The sequence below is a fragment of the Halogeometricum sp. S3BR5-2 genome (genome assembly GCF_031624635.1).
Classification (GTDB): domain Archaea; phylum Halobacteriota; class Halobacteria; order Halobacteriales; family Haloferacaceae; genus Halogeometricum; species Halogeometricum luteum.
The window spans coordinates 23,328-39,744 of sequence record NZ_JAMQOQ010000007.1 but is presented as its reverse complement, the minus strand read 5'-3'; the positions used below and the strand labels follow the sequence as shown (position 1 = coordinate 39,744).

Annotated in this window: 16 protein-coding genes; 3 read left to right on the top strand and 13 right to left on the bottom strand. The window is 55.6% G+C overall.

The window, feature by feature from the left end:
- Nucleotides 1-1,064: 1,064 nt before the first annotated feature.
- Together NDI79_RS20715 and NDI79_RS20710 are read left to right on the top strand one after the other, a co-directional pair.
- A complete protein-coding gene (locus NDI79_RS20715; RefSeq protein WP_310930597.1) occupies nucleotides 1,065-1,829 on the top strand; it encodes a DUF4386 domain-containing protein in 765 nt (254 codons plus the stop codon).
- Nucleotides 1,826-2,908, top strand: a complete 1,083-nt coding sequence (locus NDI79_RS20710; RefSeq protein ID WP_310930596.1) for an NAD(P)-dependent alcohol dehydrogenase — start codon at nucleotides 1,826-1,828, stop codon at nucleotides 2,906-2,908. The genes NDI79_RS20715 and NDI79_RS20710 overlap by 4 nt, the downstream gene beginning before the upstream one ends.
- A 261-nt stretch (nucleotides 2,909-3,169) precedes the next feature.
- Here the strand turns inward: NDI79_RS20710 and NDI79_RS20705 are convergent, their stop codons facing one another.
- From NDI79_RS20705 to NDI79_RS20675, 7 genes are all read right to left on the bottom strand, one after another.
- Nucleotides 3,170-3,739 carry a flavodoxin domain-containing protein gene (locus NDI79_RS20705; RefSeq protein ID WP_310930595.1) on the bottom strand — a complete coding sequence of 190 codons (570 nt, stop codon included), beginning with the start codon at nucleotides 3,737-3,739 and terminating at the stop codon, nucleotides 3,170-3,172.
- A 324-nt stretch (nucleotides 3,740-4,063) separates the two neighbouring features.
- The gene (locus NDI79_RS20700) at nucleotides 4,064-4,648 is read right to left on the bottom strand and encodes a YdeI/OmpD-associated family protein (protein WP_310930594.1); all 585 of its coding nucleotides are present in this window, start codon (nucleotides 4,646-4,648) and stop codon (nucleotides 4,064-4,066) included.
- Between the two features lie 575 nt (nucleotides 4,649-5,223).
- Nucleotides 5,224-5,889 (bottom strand): DUF2306 domain-containing protein, encoded by a 666-nt coding sequence (locus NDI79_RS20695; protein WP_310930593.1) that lies wholly within the window; start codon nucleotides 5,887-5,889, stop codon nucleotides 5,224-5,226.
- A gap of 7 nt (nucleotides 5,890-5,896) precedes the next feature.
- The gene (locus tag NDI79_RS20690) at nucleotides 5,897-6,427 is read right to left on the bottom strand and encodes a hypothetical protein (protein ID WP_310930592.1); all 531 of its coding nucleotides are present in this window, start codon (nucleotides 6,425-6,427) and stop codon (nucleotides 5,897-5,899) included.
- Nucleotides 6,428-6,651: 224 nt separating this feature from the next.
- Nucleotides 6,652-7,044 carry an avidin-fold protein gene (locus tag NDI79_RS20685; protein WP_310930591.1) on the bottom strand — a complete coding sequence of 131 codons (393 nt, stop codon included), beginning with the start codon at nucleotides 7,042-7,044 and terminating at the stop codon, nucleotides 6,652-6,654.
- Nucleotides 7,045-7,159: 115 nt separating this feature from the next.
- Complete coding sequence (locus tag NDI79_RS20680) at nucleotides 7,160-7,747, bottom strand: TetR/AcrR family transcriptional regulator (protein ID WP_310930590.1); 588 nt, start codon at nucleotides 7,745-7,747, stop codon at nucleotides 7,160-7,162.
- A 368-nt stretch (nucleotides 7,748-8,115) separates the two neighbouring features.
- Nucleotides 8,116-8,376, bottom strand: a complete 261-nt coding sequence (locus tag NDI79_RS20675; protein WP_310930589.1) for a hypothetical protein — start codon at nucleotides 8,374-8,376, stop codon at nucleotides 8,116-8,118.
- Nucleotides 8,377-9,056: 680 nt separating this feature from the next.
- Between NDI79_RS20675 and NDI79_RS20670 the strand changes: the two genes are divergently transcribed.
- A complete protein-coding gene (locus tag NDI79_RS20670) occupies nucleotides 9,057-10,553 on the top strand; it encodes an MATE family efflux transporter (RefSeq protein WP_310930588.1) in 1,497 nt (498 codons plus the stop codon).
- Between the two features lie 403 nt (nucleotides 10,554-10,956).
- On the opposite strand, the gene NDI79_RS20665 is transcribed toward NDI79_RS20670, so the two are convergent.
- The 6 genes from NDI79_RS20665 to NDI79_RS20640 form a co-directional block, all read right to left on the bottom strand.
- Complete coding sequence (locus NDI79_RS20665) at nucleotides 10,957-11,742, bottom strand: histidine kinase (protein WP_310930706.1); 786 nt, start codon at nucleotides 11,740-11,742, stop codon at nucleotides 10,957-10,959.
- 271 nt (nucleotides 11,743-12,013) lie between these two features.
- A complete protein-coding gene (locus tag NDI79_RS20660; protein ID WP_310930587.1) occupies nucleotides 12,014-12,205 on the bottom strand; it encodes a hypothetical protein in 192 nt (63 codons plus the stop codon).
- Nucleotides 12,206-12,540: 335 nt separating this feature from the next.
- Nucleotides 12,541-12,900: an AzlD domain-containing protein gene (locus NDI79_RS20655; RefSeq protein WP_310930586.1), complete on the bottom strand. Its 360-nt coding sequence runs from the start codon at nucleotides 12,898-12,900 to the stop codon at nucleotides 12,541-12,543.
- Nucleotides 12,897-13,586, bottom strand: coding sequence for an AzlC family ABC transporter permease (locus NDI79_RS20650; RefSeq protein ID WP_310930585.1), 690 nt, complete (start codon nucleotides 13,584-13,586; stop codon nucleotides 12,897-12,899). The genes NDI79_RS20655 and NDI79_RS20650 overlap by 4 nt, the downstream gene beginning before the upstream one ends.
- Before the next feature lie 507 nt (nucleotides 13,587-14,093).
- Nucleotides 14,094-14,366, bottom strand: coding sequence for a HalOD1 output domain-containing protein (locus NDI79_RS20645; protein WP_310930584.1), 273 nt, complete (start codon nucleotides 14,364-14,366; stop codon nucleotides 14,094-14,096).
- Between the two features lie 613 nt (nucleotides 14,367-14,979).
- Nucleotides 14,980-16,071 carry a tyrosine-type recombinase/integrase gene (locus tag NDI79_RS20640; RefSeq protein ID WP_310930583.1) on the bottom strand — a complete coding sequence of 364 codons (1,092 nt, stop codon included), beginning with the start codon at nucleotides 16,069-16,071 and terminating at the stop codon, nucleotides 14,980-14,982.
- Nucleotides 16,072-16,417 lie beyond the last annotated feature (346 nt).

Here is a 16,417-nt window from a genome sequence, read left to right as displayed (position 1 = left end):
ATATTACAATAGCTGTCTGGGAAGATAACCGTGCCGCTGGTGCCGGCATTCGTCAATCATACTGTCCTCGTCCCTGTCCAGACGATCCAGATGAGCTCGCCATCTTTCCCGGCAGTCGAGAAACAAGATTGTCCACAGCCGACCAGGTGTGTCTGGGCTGTGGACTACCTGATCGGATTCCGACCGAGCACTGTCGAAATCCTGGCGAACACGCCCAAGAGGGGGCGCTGCAGCCACCATGGGATCGCCGCGAGACGCACGTCCGCTCGGTAGTGGGAGAGCACCGCCACCACCGCAAGTAAGTCCGGCTCCCCGCCTGCACTAGCTTCATCGAGCGCCCGAATCGCACCTTCGAATTCGCCTGGCGGACGTAGCGTCGTCCGAACCACAAGCGTGTCGGTGCCGCTGTTCCGGATACTATGGGCCTCGCCAATCTCGATAGTCAGCGACTCGCCAGGAAGCAGCGTGTAGCTTTCACCGTACCGTCACGTCGGCTTGACCCGCTACGACCTCCGAGTGAGCCTCCGCTCGCGGGTGAAGACGAGCGGGCCCACTGTCGATTCCCGGTGGAAGAACACCTTCCATCAGCAAGTACGCGCCCTGTTCGTCAACACTGTCTTCAAGGAACGTGATAGACGCGCCCGTCGACACGTCCTCAATGGTATTCGGATACCCAGGTAGATCGTCGCTCCTAGATCCATCTGGTGCCATCGACTGTTGCGTATCTGCCCGGGATTCCATCCGGTCTAGTAGCACTCCGGCAATCCTAACCATTCCGCACATCTTGTCCCATACGTACTCATCTCAGTCCGTTTGATTTGGACGAGTCGCCCATTAGCGTATTAACAATGTATCAGGAGCCGACGATGGTAGCAACAAATCTCTAACTGACGGTTATGCATATCTAACACAACTGCCAGTTGACGCAAACGATTATATCGTCTCACATCCTACATTTACAGCGATCCTTAGTGGACATACACAGTTGATTGGACTGCGATTCTCGTCATATCGCCAACCCAGTATCTGGTGTCGCTTAGGTAGGATTCCAAGAGATACACCTAATGGCAACTACAACCGCAGAGCCCGTCGGTGTCGAGCAGACGCCGAACAAACGACCGATCTCAACCAAGACGATAGCCCGAATAACCGGGCTTCTCTATCTGCTAATCTTTGTCACTGCTGGCTTCAGTGAGGGGTTCGTTCGCGCCTCGCTCATCGTCCCCGGTGATGCGACAGCGACTGCCGCAAACATCGTCGCTGCTGAGCAACTGTTCCGGCTTGGTATCGCCAGCGACTTGATCGCCTTTTCAGCTGACGCTGTTGTGGCTGTCCTGCTCTACGTTCTCCTCAGACCGGTGAGCCGAACGCTCGCGTTAATGGCCGCATCCTTACGTCTGATTGCCCACCCCGCGATAGCGAGCATCAACATGCTCAACCAGTACATGGCACTCCAGCTGCTGCGCGGGGAGGAGTACTTGACCGTCTTTAGTCCAGAACAAATTGACGCGCTCGTCTTGCTCTTCCTCACCGCGCACAGCTACGGCTACCTGATCGGTGGGATATTCTTCGGACTACACCTCATCGTCTTGGGATACCTGCTCTACAGATCTAGCCTGTTCCCAGCGATTCTCGGTGGGCTAGTAGCACTCGCAGCAATTGGCTACCTGACCGAGAGCTTCACGTTCTTCCTCATCCCCGCCTACGAACCGGTCGCCGCCACGATTGTCATCGTGACTGCCGTCGTCGGTGAAATCGCGCTCGCCCTGTATCTCGTGGTCAAGGGCGTCAGGACGGAGCCCCCGGCAACCCGGGAGGCGGTCCAATGACGACCGCGAAACAGCGGCCCGAATCGCCCCACTCGACGACCGGTCACAAACCGACCACGATGACGGCGGTCGTCTACTCGGAATACGGAGGGCCTGAGGTACTCCGAGTGGACGAGGTGGAACTGCCCACGCCGGGCGACGACGATGTCCTGGTTCGAGTGATAGCTCGATCCGTCAACGCTGGTGACTGGCACCTGCTGCGCGGAACGCCGTTCCTCGTCCGCATTGTGTACGGCGGCTACCGCAAACCGAAGTTCCCAATTCTGGGCGTTGACGTCGCGGGACGGGTCGAAGCAGTCGGCAAGAACGTCGCTGACTTCCAGTCGGGTGACGAAGTCGTCGCTGACCTCTCCAAAAGCGGGTTTGGCGGGTTCGCAGAGTACGTCAGTGTCCCGGCCAGCGCTGTCGTGCGCAAGCCGGCCGCGGTCTCGTTCGAAGCGGCAGCGGCGGCCCCAACTGCAGGTGTTGCCGCCCTACAGGCGCTCCGGGATGTCGGGAAGCTCCAATCGGGTGAAACCGTCCTCGTCAACGGTGCGTCGGGAGGCGTGGGAACCTTCGCCGTGCAGATCGCCAAGTTCCTCGGCGCGGAGGTCACGGCGGTGTGTAGCACGGCGAAGATGGAGACTGTCCGCTCTCTCGGAGCAAACCACGTCATCGATTACACGCAGGAGGATGTCACCGAAAGCGGGGTGCAGTACGACCTCATCCTGGACGCGGCGGGAACCCATTCGATGCGAGCGTACGCACGTGCCCTTCGTCCGACGGGACGGTACGTCTTCGTTGGAGGACCCACGCGACGATTCGTGACCGCACTCCTTGCGGGCCCAGTGCTCTCCGTGACGGGCGGAAAACGGTTCCGTACCCTCATGCTCAACCCCGCCCGAGACGATTTAGCATTCGTGATGGGGCTCCTCGAATCCGGTGATGTCGAGCCCGTTATCGACCGACGGTATAATTTGGACGAGGTGACAGAAGCAATTCAGTATCTCGAAGCAGGTCGGGCTACTGGAAAAGTCATCGTCGTGTGGAATTTCGAGATATACTTAATAATAATTACCTCCGATTCGTTCGGAAAATGAAAGCGGCAAGGAGAGCCATTTAGATACCAACAGAAGCCAAGGTTGACCAAACCCTTGAACCTCGGAGTCGATTGCTGTATTGCGTGCATACAGAGCGCACGTCAGCTACTGTCGCTATGGCTTATCCGTTGAGCGATACCGGGTTCGTCAGCCTGAGAGCTGTCGCGCTTCTGTTCCTCCAGTCAGTTGTTCTCGGCCAAAGTAGTGGCCGCCCAGTGTCAGTTCGTGAAAGCCAACCGGTCGCCTACTGTCGGTTGGTTTTTAGTCTGCTTTGACCGCCTCGCCCAGTCGCTCCTCAACAAACACGGCGAACTCATCGGCAAACGACACGACCGATTCCCAGTCGGTGAGCTCAGCGTCTCCTGACTCGTCCATCTCGAATTCCTGGTTTCTCACGATGAATTTCAGCAGCGCTCGCTTGAGAAAGCCGTACTCTGAGAAGCGTAGCGCGCCGCCGAAGAGGGCGATTCTGTCGGGCTGCCAGTTCGTGTCGTCGATAAACTTGTCGAGATATCCCGTCGCCTCCGCGAGCCCTTCGTCATTCTTCGCCCCGGACGCACCGGAGACTTGGAAGAATCCGTTTGGCTTTCTCACCAGTACGTCGCGGTTCGTTTTGACCCACCTCCGAACTGACTTCTGTTGTCTCCCATAGTGGACCGACGCGCCGATCAAGACAGCGTCGAACTCGTCGAGATCGAGTTCGGGATCAATCTCCGCGACGTTCACCGTTGTTGCCTTGTGGTCGCGGGCTTTGAATTCCTCCGTGATGCTGTCGGCTATCTTCGCGGTCTGTCCCTCGCCAGTTCCAAACACAGTAAGGATAGTGGCCATGCATGTAATAACGTCGCCATTAATCAAATACTAGCTGCAGACCCTCGTGGGCAAACAACCTGTCACTGATGCTCTACGCTGCGTCATTATTCTGATTTTTTATCGAGCGGAACTCTACAGTGAACCCTCTCGCTCACTTCATCCTCTGTACGCAGCAGTAGCTCGACAAAATACCCGGAGTCTACCAGGAGGACGCGACCGACTCAGCACGCGTACTACACGACCATTCCCGGTGAGCAAAGCCGTGACTTCGTCCGTAATGGTGAGGAAATAGGACACGAGAAAAGAGAGTTCTTAAGAAACGGGTACCTCCGAAAGACCACATCACAGCCGCCGCTTGTTGTTCTCATCGTATGCTCGGAGGTCCTGCGCCGCGAGTTTGACCGTTCGCTCGATCCGCTTTTGCCTGGTCTCGTCCGTCTTAGCCTCCTCGACGGCCGCGATGAAAGCATACTGGTCCGTATTCGAGAAGTTCTGGAAGTTCTTCCAGACGGTTTCGTCCGCACGCAGCGCTGCCTCAAGTTTGGCCGGGACTTTGTGGTCGTCGCCGAGGCGATAGGCAGCCGCCCACTCGCCCGTTTCCTTCGCCACTTCGACGAGTTCCATTCCGGCCGGGGTCATCTTTCCCGCCTGAATCATCGCGCCGACCCGCTCCTTGTTCGCCTTCGACCACTTGCTATCGGGGCTCCTGGGCGTGAACCGACGGGTGTACGTCTCATCGTCGATGCCTTTGACCAGGCCGTCGACCCACCCGAAGCAGAGCGCTTCCTCAACTGACTCGTCGTAGCCCATACCGACTCGCTCGGCATCGGCCTTGTAGTAGCCGACCCACAGCTCCTCTGCCGTGTCGTGGTGCTCTTCTAGCCAGCTACGGAACTCGTTCTGAGACTCGAAGAACATTGGATCCATGCAGTAAGAAAGACATCATACATCAAGAACCCTACTCTAAACGTTGGCGCTAATGGGGATTCTTAGAGGATTCGGGGTGGGATAATGTCTACAGTAACACCGTCGCTACTACTGCCGCCCCGAACACGTCTTAGCATAGCGACCTCCCGTGCTGAATTCGCGCCTTGAGCCTTGTTTAGACGCTCCAGATCGCATCGGTTGGTGACTCTGTTGGGTGAACAGAATATATTCGTAAGAGTTGCTCTCCCGATTTCGTTGGTTGGCAAATAACCGTAGAGGACGAACTGGACCGCGTCTAAACAAGGCCCGCGCCTTGTTCTGAGCGGGTCGATTCTCTCATACTGGGTACTGTACCCGTGACCGATACGCGCTCTCTCTTCAGCACAACCGAAAACTACTCAAAATTTGTCAAATCCGTGTGCAACAGATAGAGGCTGTCTGCACACGAGTACGCCAAACGTAGTCACGAACAGGTAGAACGGCAGTCCTTCAACTGAAAGCCAAAGTTGAACTCTGGCGTCAACTCCACGCTACTACTCATCCGCCTACGAATCCGTCGCTCGAATACGCTCCTCTTAGGAACTGGCGGTCCCGTCGGAAAACTGCGACCGATACCGGCGCACGAGCAGAAAACTGAGAGGCGTCCCGATGACGGTCGGCCACAGCCAGCTGACCACCGACGGCAGGAATGTGAAGTTGACCGACGAGAAGGCAGTCACTGTCGCGATGTAGCCACCCGCCATTCGCGAGAGATGCCCGTAGAACCACGCCCGAGAATCGGACACCCCTTGACGGAACTGCTGGATGTCGGTACCACCGAACCCGAGGGCGATGCCTCCGAACACCAGCATCACCGTTCCGAACCCTGCGCCCGACAGGAGTTGCGTTGCCCCAAACACGCTCAGGCCGACACCAGCCCCTATGAGCAGAACCGTCTCTGTCCAGTCGATAACTGCAGGACTATCGGTCAGTCGCTTGCGCGAGAGGACGCGGTACCCGGAGAAGACGAAGTAGAAACTGAACACCGCGACGAGCGCAAGGAACTGACGGGATGCGGTCGGATCAAATACGAACAACACGAGTGCCGAGGCTGAAACGAACGCCATCGACCCGACGTAGACGCGACCGAGGCGTCGGTGTCGGTGGCTACCTCTCTTCGTTGCGAACGCGCCAGAACCCGCGAACAGTGCCGTGAAACCGGCGAGAATGTGGAGTCCGAGGGTGACGTCTTCGGCGATCATGGAGGCCTCACCGTCTCGTGACGAGCGCATACCCAAGCGTCGCCGGGAGCGCGTAGATGACGTGACCAAAGACACTCCAGAGCTTCTCGGGCATCGCAAGGTCGGGAACCGTCGGCGTGAACGGGTAGCCGATAGCGCCGAGCCAGAGCGGCATCAGCAGCACAGAGAACAGCGCCGTCGAGACGACGCCGACGACCACTGCGAGGGCCACAGCACCACGGAGCGTCTTCGCGTGACCTGTGACTGGCTGCCACTGGGCAGCCGCGACGTACATCACCGCGAGTGCCACCCCGTGGAACTGGTGAATCGCCCATCCAGCGAGCAAGTCAGGTCCGGAGAAACCGTACATCATCGGCAGTGCGAGCGCAATCAACGGTTCAGGGTTCCCGTACTGCATCATGAGGCCAAGTGGGACGCTCCCGATGAACCCGCCGACCGCTGCGGCAACCCACGCAAGAGTGGGAATTCTTCTGAGTCGGGTGGCGAGTACCTGTGCGTAGCCACGGTCAAAATCTGTAGGCTTCGTCGTACTGCTCATCACCTTACGATAAATGAGGAGGGTGATAAATTTACTTAGTGAACACTCACTAAGCGGCAGAATGGGACAAAGCACCGCCGACGCGGCGATTCAATAGCCTAATCGCTCTCGATACAGCCACCGTATGTCCCGGTGTATGGGCTATATTGAGAACCTCAATCCCTATCCAGCGCTCGTTCAGCGGTAGTTGTTCGTCGACATACCGACGCTGGCTTGAGACCAGTTTACAGTGGGCGCTCAATCTGTGGGATCTGTTTTCCAAGGACTTCTTCGAGGACACTCGACCCTGAACCCGCTTTGGAGTCCCACTCCCATTCTTCGTGCAGTCGGAGACGATCACCGTCGAGACGTTCGATGCGGTCGACGGAACGACCCGTCGCTGTCTCACCGTCTGTAGTCGCGTGTGCGTAGCGAAAATCGAGGGTGTCGCCAAGATGGTGACCAACGAGATGTCCGAGCCTGACCGACCCACCGTGATATCGCGCGTGAATTAGGTCGTCCGTCTGTTCGAACCAGAAGTACGTCTCTCCCCCGACGTCCCCGCCGGCATCGTTTGAGACCGACCTGAACACACGGCCATCGACAGATAGCTCCGAGTACGTCTCATCTTCGTTCATTTATTCAGTCTCGCTCTTGGGGATAGATAAGTCGTCGGTGTGATAGGGACCAAGAGCTTCGTACGCTTGGGCTGCCGAATCGTTCGCATCGCTCATCCACGACAGAGCACCTCGGCTACACTAACAGCGAGTCGATATACGACTCGGCCTGTGCGTGAAGTGGAGCTCCGATGTCTTCCATCTCCAGCGCGAGGTAGAATCCGGTCGAACCACTTGCAGCAGCAAGGAGAAACGCCGCGACTCCCCGAGCGTCAATCTCTCGGAAGACGCCTTGTTCGATGCCGTCTTCAACGATTCCTTTGACGACGGTGAGGTTACTGGATTCGAGTTCGAGAAGGGGTCCTTGGAGCGTCTCGTTGTGTGGGGCATGGGCAAGTAGTTCCATCACAGCGATATTGGTTCGTCGCCGCGGTTCGTCGTCGAACTTCACGAACAGCCTATCACAGGCTTCTCTGAGTCGGGCTTCGGGGTCAGTCGCCTCGATTTCTTCGAGCTGCCGTCTCAAAAATCCGGTTGCACTTTCGAGGAACGCAACGACCATTGCGTCCTTGGAATCGTAGTGGTAATAGAGTCCGGCCTCGGTCTTCGAGCTTTCAGCGGCAATCTTCGCAGTCGTGAGTCGCGCGTACCCGTGTTTGGCGAGCGCTTTGCGCACTGCATCCGTGATTTCTGCCTGTGCCTCAGTGGGGACGGCTTCGGTCACTAAATCATTTAGTGAACACTCACTTGTTTGAGCCTTACGCTCACTCGTGTAACGCGATGAACCTCCAAAGCGAGAGACGTTAAGTATGTGCCACTACAGAAGCCGACGCTCGAGTGTCAAACGTCTTTTTGGAGAGAAACCGACCCAGAAAAGAGAGCTGTCTCTAACCCATATTTTGGCCCTGTTGCTAATCCAGTGTAACTCCAGAGTCATTATGTGACCGACTCGTGCCCTCTATGCAGCACGCTCGGAAAAACCTCACCGAGCGCTGTCAGGAGCGACGTGCTGAATAGAGAGGGTATATCAGTAAACGGCTATCAGCGACTTCGGCTACCTGTTACCGATACAGCCCGATGAGTGGGCCATACTCATCCTGATCTCTGTCCATACCTCATCCCGAGCCAGAAAGCCACTATGGGAACGAGAACGAACGCGAATAGGGATACAGCCCAGCTGTAGATCAGCACGGTCTGCCCAACCGTACCGAAGAGTGGGACCCATGAGACCGAGTCAGCAACTATCCCATCAATGATCCTTCTAATGCCTGCTCTCAGGAAGAACGAGACGATGATGAGTCCGACAACTCCGAGCGGATATCGAAGATCGGAGTACTGATTTCGTGTTGACATATCCACCCTACACTGCCGAACCGATATAAGCTTTCCAGTGGAACTTCGAATCTTCGTCTTCATACCCCAGACCGTGTAGGCCTGTCTGCAGCGATGCGTGTGAATAGAGAGGATGTATCTCTCACGGAGGGCTCGTTTATTCCATCTTACCGACGCTGAACTAACCGCTCAGTAGGTCTGCGTATTGTTCACTTATCCGTCCGATACGTTCACAACGAAACGGCGATCCTTTCGGCTGACTCTGGTTTATCGAACCCAGCCCGGTATCAGGTCCTGTTTGGAGCGATAGTCCCGAGAGATCCCGCTAATCGGGTGGCAAACATATTTAGCCGATACCACCGTCCATCGGTGTAGTTCTCATGTGCGCCGTGCTGTAGCCGGGCTCGATATACGCGGGCCCACGGTCGGTCATCCTGCTTGAAGCCGCTGCTTTCGCGGATCGACCCTCGTCGCTGACGCTTCCTTGGCGGCGCTCTCCTCAAAGTCCCGCGTTGTTCGCACTCGGATAGCGAATCGTTCGACGACCACGTAGTCCGGCGAGGTACACGACACTTCCACATGAGTAAATCGCAACACAGCTGGTTCACCAGACCGTCATATTCAGTTCGAAGACGGGAATCGCGCAGTCAAACAACCCGATTATTCACGCGGTGGAACTACCGGCCACTTAGGGGTGAAGAATGACAGATACGTCGGGTGAACACTCCGAGCGATTCACTCAGGGATCGATCGTCTGGCCACTGCTTGTGCTAGCCGGCCCGCTCACTGCGTCACAGCTCCTGCAGGTAGCGTACAACCTCACCGATACGTTCTGGGTCGGTCGGCTGGGTGCCGATCCAGTGAGCGCGCTCTCGTTTTCCTGGCCATTCATCTTTCTGTTGATAAGCGTCCTCGGGGGGATGACCAACGCGGGAACGATCCTCATCTCGCAGCACGCCGGGGCGGGAAACGACGACCGACTCGGCCACATCGCCGGTCAGACGATGGCGTTCGTCGGCGTACTCTCGGTCGGTGTCTCTGCTCTGGGGGCGGTATTCGCACCGCAATTACTCCAAACAATCGGCGCTCCAACGGGCACGACAGTTCACGAACTCGCCGTCAGGTATACGCGAGTCATCGTCCTCGGCATGCCCCTTACGTCCGTCTTCTTCGTTTTTATGGCACTGCTTCGCGGCTGGGGTGATACAAAGACGCCGATGTATCTGATGGCACTCAGCGTCGGCCTCAACATCCTTCTCGATCCGTTCTTCGTCCTCGGATTCGCTAGCAACCCGCTGTTCGAATGGTTCGGCCTCGGCGGTCTCCAAGAGTCCTTGTTCGCCGTCACCGGCTTCACCGGATACGGGGTCACCGGAGCAGCGGTGGCGACGGTCCTCTCTCGGGGCGTCGCAGCCGTCGTCGGTCTGTGGCTACTGTTCGGTGGGCGTGTCGGCCTGCAACTCCGATTGGAGAATCTCATGTTGAAACTGGAGACAGTCGGAGAGATCATTCGACTCGGCGGTCCCGGAGCTATCGATCAGAGTACCGAATCCGTCGCGGCTATTGTCATGACGGCGCTTATCGCAACTGTTGGAACTGACGCCGTCGCTGCGTACGGCATCGGTAACCGATTCATCTCGCTCGTCTGGCTACCCACTGTGGCGATGGGGATGGCCGTCGAGACAATCGTGGGACAGAACCTCGGTCGCGGACGGCGCGACCGCGCTCGACGCACGGTGTACGTCGCCATTACGATATTGGCAACGGCCTTCCTTGTTGCTGGCGCCATCACGGTCTTGTTTGCGAGGCCAATCGTCGGTGTGTTTATCACTGGTCCAGAGGCGACCTCAATAATCAACCACGGGGCGACGTTCCTCCAGATAGTCGCGCCGACGTGGGTCATCATGGCCTCGTACCACATGATGAACGGGGCGTTCTACGGGTCCGGATCAACCCGTATGGCGATGGGTATCGGTGTGACGACGCTGTGGGGCGTCCGTGCATTCGCCGCAGTCGTGCTCGTACTCGTTCTCAGTCTCGGTGCGACCGGTGCGTGGTACGCTATCGCGCTATCCAACGTTACCGCAGCCATAGCAGGGGCGATTTTCTTCATCCGTGGCCAGTGGCTACAGGACGTTCTCGGAGACGATTCGGTGGAGGCAACAGCACGTGATGTAGACTCTGGAGCCCAAAACTGACCGACTCGCTTCCGTGCTGCTCCCTCTGGAGGTCTGCGAGGCACCAACCCAATCTATCACCAGTACCGAATGTTGAGTCAATTCTCTGTACTGAGCGGCTTGAGTGCCCATGTTGAACCAAGCTGGTGACCGATTCGCGCCCTCTATTCAGCACACTCGTCGAAACCTCACTGAACGCTGTCAGAAGCGTTGTGACCGATTCAGAGGGTGTATTCAGCACGGCACTGCGGTTCGTTTCACACCCTGGGTCGTGAAACAGCCGTTCAGTGGGGACGTGCGAACTGGTCACTAAGATTCGTATTCAGCTCAGACACTGTTCGGCTCGTCGACAAGATACAGGAGAGTTTTGCACATCAACTCAGCACGGACCAACGAGACGATCGAAGCTGGTGGAGAATTTCTACTACATATTCTCTGCAAGATAGGAATCGATCCGAGTGACAAACTCAGGGCGAAATGTCCAAAAGCCATTCCAGACGTTTGGCTCGTCTTCGAGTGCAACGAGAGCGGCACAGTCGCTCGTATCACTCCCTGCTGGCGGTGTGAAAACAACAACCCACGCGTTCTTGTATTCGTATGTGTCTCCAGTATGAACGGTGGCTGGCGGTGTCTTCGACGTATCGAGATCACCGACACCATAGATGTGGACGTCAACTCCCTGCTTACAGAGGGCATCGTACACCTCGTAGGTTCCCTTCTCATCGTGGATTCGGGAAAGCTGTTGGAATGAGGAGCGAAGCGTCCCACGACCTGTTTCGGAAGCAATTCGTTCAATCACCCGTGAAATAATGATAAACAGCAGATTTTGTTTGTTTGCGTCTGGATATCCCCTGACTCGAAACGGAACCTCATCGAGCCCTTTGAGTACGTCTGGAAGGACAACATCACCAAGATCTATTGCACCTGTTTTGAACAGGTCTGAATTGATCAACAGAACTGATTCAAGCAGTTCGTCAACGCTTGACTGAGCAAGTACGGTGCCGTTTTCGACTAAGACGACGATACTCGTGTCGGCGTCTCCGCTAATGGGGCCAATATCCTCAGGATCGAAATTGAGTGAGGTAGGCTGGCCTTCAACTAACGAGTTGAGCATGTTACGGACCGGCTTGGGCGACGACGTGTCCAAGACAACCAAGTTCCGAACAGGATTTTCAATGTAGTCAAAGAAATCGCGTATCGAGTCGACCATTGGTATTACCTCTTCACTCATCTTTCGTTTTCCTCAACTGAATAAGATATTACGTGACCCAGATCATCATCATCATACAGGACCGATAGGAGGACCATTCAATAGAACTCCCGAGTTAAACACTCATAAACTATACACATTTTGATGATTCGGGGTGACTCGGGAAACACAGAGGGTGTATTCAGCACGGCACTGAGATTCGTTTCACGCCGTTGGTTGCGAAACAGCCGTTCAGTAGAGAGGTGCGAACTGGACGGCGTATGAACTGAATTCAACTCGGATTATTCATCTGGCCGTCCCTCGTCAGTCTGAGATAAAAACCGAGGCAGATGAGTGCAGTAATTGTCGCACCTCCGGCTCCGAGAACTGCAAATTCTATCGGTATTTCGCCTTGAGCATACTGGAAAGAGAAGTAGAGGACCACAAAGACCATTCCGAATACGGTACTCAGATTACTATTCATACAATGACATAAATGGCAGAGCGCAAAAAAGCATGGGACGTAGTGAATACTATTCAGACTGCTGAGCTTCTCCCCTGTTCTGAGCGGTTCAATTCTCTAGCTTGGGTGTTGTGCCAGCGACCGATTCGCGTTCTGTATTCAGCACGGCCACAGGAACCTCACCGAACGCTGTCAAAAGTCGCGTGCCGAATACAGAGCGTGTATGCAGCAAGCGTCTTGTTTCAGTAAGGGGAGCAAACAAATCAATCGATGAGAATAAACTATGTCTCGATGTCTGAACAGTGAGGTATGTTGTCCGCTTCGACTCGACAATCATGGACATCCGTCCTCCAAAATTATCCAATAAAGATTTGAAACGTCCATAGCGTGATCATTCCGAGTACAACTGTCGCCAACATGTTTCTAGTTCGGTATGCTACAAGGACACCAATCACCGCAGCAATTGTTCGAGAACTAACTAATACGTCGAAGATGGGCCCTACGCCCCGTAACGGACCGTCGATGACGATTACATCGGGAAAGACGATAGCTGCGATTATCGCAATCGGCACGAATTTCAATGCCTTTTCGATGCTCGGCGGTATCTCGCTCCGCTCCGTGTAGACGTGAATGAACGACAAACGAACAGCAAAAATACCTGCACCTATTACGAATATCAATCCCCACACCGACAATGAATCCAATGCTGCTGTCATTGAGCCGTCACCTCGGTAGTTTTGACCATCATTCCCGCGATAATCCCAATGATCGCAGCGAGGATTAGACCGCCGCTGAACGGAAGTGTACTTGCCAGCAAGGATAGGATTCCAGCAGACACCGCAGCCGCTGCAGTGGGGCGGTTCTTCACCATGCTCACCAAGAGCGCGATGAACACCAGCGGAATGACGAAATCAACAGAGAGGTTCTCCGGTAGTCCCACGCCAAATAGCATCCCCACAATGATAGACGCCTGCCAGACGAGCCAACCCGAAACGGCGACGCCCAGGTAGTATTCTCGAATGTTCGTCTCCGAATCAGCCGAATATCGCTTTACCGAAAGCGCATAATGCGGTGTGTTGAGGAAGTACGCAAGAACCCATTTCCATTTTATCGAGAGCTGGGCGAAGTACGGTGCAATAGACAGACTAAGTACAGCGAAATGCAGTACGACCGAAATGGAAGTAACCACGATAACGATAGCGGGAGCTCCCGATTCCAGAAGTTCAATCGTAGTCACTGTCGAAATGGGTGAAAAGAATAGAACACCCATACCGAGCGTCTGGAACGAGGACAGTCCCGCGTTGGTGGCAGCGATACCAGTTGCCCCACCGATAGCGAAAAGCGGAAGGAGCAACGGGACGACATCCTTCACCCCTGACCGGAAATCAGCTTGAAAAGCCATATCTACCTAGTACCGGGCCAATTGATTAATTTTCGGTAGCCCTAGATTGCTATGAGGTTCATGCCAGCAATAGCCAGAATCGTGCCATCTATGCAGCACGGGTTCCGACACCCATCACCGATTGAGGGTTTCAACAGGGTCTCGACCCCCCCGACCTCAACGCGTAGTACTGAGAGGGTGGTCGCTGATCTCGTTTTGAAATGCGACTGTCGGGAGTAAAATAAGGAACTGCTCCCCAGCAGAGGGATGGTGGGTCATCCGAGGAGAACATTCTTTACGACCTGATATGCAAGATACGCGCTCTGTATCTCGCAGCGCCGCAACGAACTACTCAGCCTCTGTCAGTAGTGGTGTGACCGAGACAGAGTCTCAGTACGTCGATGGTACTCTGCCGACTACAACCACTGCACTAAGCCATCGCCAACCAAGAGATAACAGCATCTGCGAGGTTCGATAGAGCCACACCGGTTCATCCGCAGTAGCAGTTCTGCCTCGGGGATGCATGAATCACCAGCGGCGGGCAGTGACGAGCTCATCAGACACCTTGATCAGAAGGTCGTCGTATTCGAGATCAACTTCAAGTTGGATCGTATCCGGGTCTGCGTACTGAAACAGATTGTCGAGAGCAATAGGGTTGATTGCGTGAAAGAGCGGCAGAATCTCCGATTCCGGAGCTTGCTTTACCTCCATAATCAGACGGAACACAGCCTCGCTCGGAGCTTCGTCCGCTCTCACTCGTGTCTGCGCAGTCCCACGATTTCTGTCTGTTGCAGTTGTCATGTGTGCCTATCCAGAGTTGGGGTTGCAAGAGCCGTGCTATGAATGAGAGACTATAGTATCCCACACCGCTGTACGTATACAATCTCGTCGGCCCATGGTAACTTCCCTCATTATCTCTTTGAGTGAACAGACAGATAAAGAGATCTATTGCGGTTTTCCAGTCGAGGCAGCCATACTGAGTCTCAGAAGGATGGCGAAAGCGGGCCGGTGATCGGTTCGCCGTCTCTATTTATCGGAGTAGGGTGGCATCGGTGTTTGATCCCGACTTCCCATCCACATTACGATTCCTCCCACAAGCATACTCACGCTACAAAGTATGTTCATTGACAGGCGGAACGACGGCTCAAAGGGGCGGATAATTACAAGAACCGCACTCGCTGTGGAACCACTAAAGACAATAATCATCCCGACATTCCGGATTGTATTCCAGTCTTGCTTCTGTGAGGAATAGATGAAGAGAGGCCAAGAGAGACCAACTAATACAATAATCAGAAGGACTTTCCAGTTCATACTCACCACTGGCGAGCGCAAGCAAAATGAGTCTTAGGTGATGAATCCGCAAGCCCTACTAAACGGCTATTTCACCCATATCTCTGGTGGAGAAATAGTAAGACTACTCGTCAAGGAGCCGGCTAGCGGTCTCACCGCGCTCTGAAGCGTCGATGTGCGAGTAGGCCGCTTTCGTCACGGAGAGACTGGAGTGCCGCAGGACGTCGGACGCCAGTCCCCGGTCTTTGCGGAATAGCGCGTCCCCGAGGCCGCGACGAGCACCGTGTAGCTTCGGTGCCTCTCCGTCGACGTTGACGCCGGCATCGGCGGCGATTCGCGCGAGGACCCGACGCGCGCCGTGGGTCGTGACCGTCGGTGGTGCGATTTCGTACTTGCGGAGAACCTCGTTGACGTCAGCGTCGTTGAGAAGTGCGTCGGCGTCCTCGCGTGCATCGCGGACCACAGCGTACTTTGACGGCGCGTGGCCGGTCGGGAACACCGGCCACGCTTCGGTCGGAGGATCTTGAATACGCTTCCACTGCTGTATTGCCTCACGAGCCTGTTCAAGTACGGAGACGTCCTCCCACGACTGCGATTTCCCCCAGACGCGGAACGTCCACGAGTCCATATCCACACGTTCCCAGGTGAGTCCTTGTCGGCCCGAGCGGTCGTCGCCGCTCACGCGGAAGACCTCTGCTCCTCGGACACCCGTGTACGCGAGGACGTGGATGAACGCGCGGTCTTGGACGGCCTGTGTCGCGTCGAGACCGTCTGCTTCGATTGCTTCGTACGCGCGGTCGTTCGTGTACTCGACGAGTTGCTGGCGAACTTCGGGCGTCCAGAACTGTTGCGTACGGTCTTCATCGTCGCGAGGCAAAGGCTCACGAGCACGATCAGTGAGTGCCGGGTTCTGTGAGAGGACGCCGTCGCGAACACAGTAGCCGAGAAATCCGCTCACGACGTTATAGTACATCTGTGCTGTCGACGCTGCGATTCCATCTGCCTCGACGCGCTGATTCAGCCTATCGGCATACCGGCGAAGAATCTGCTCGCCATCGTTCTCGAAGGAGCCGAAGGTCTCGAGATCGCGACGTCGGAGCCAGACGGTGAACTGGTCGAGGACGGTTTCGGCGGTGTGACGGTACTGGTCGGAGTCACCGCTGGAGCGGAGATAGCGGCCGACAGCTTGGGAGACCTCGGAGTCGTCGACGGTCACGAAATTCTCCGTGAGACTGGAATGGCGTTTTGCGGGTTGTAACCCCTGGATTCTGTGGTTGGCATTGGATGGGATGAGGGTACAGCGACGACCCTTCCATATTCACTTTGTTTTATGGCTCTAAACGGAAGTGGCCCAAGACCCCGCGTGCAGAGTGAAAATCGCCAGACGGTGGTGCCTCTGTCCTCTCATACACTGAATACCGCTATTTTAAAATCTTAGATAGGTCCAGGGGGTCAGCGTCTCGGCCGAATCGGGCGCCTTGGCCACCACGTACGCCGCCTCGAAACGAAACCTCATGGGAGCAATTTTCACTCGCTCAACGCGTAGGTGCGCAGTGCTACTC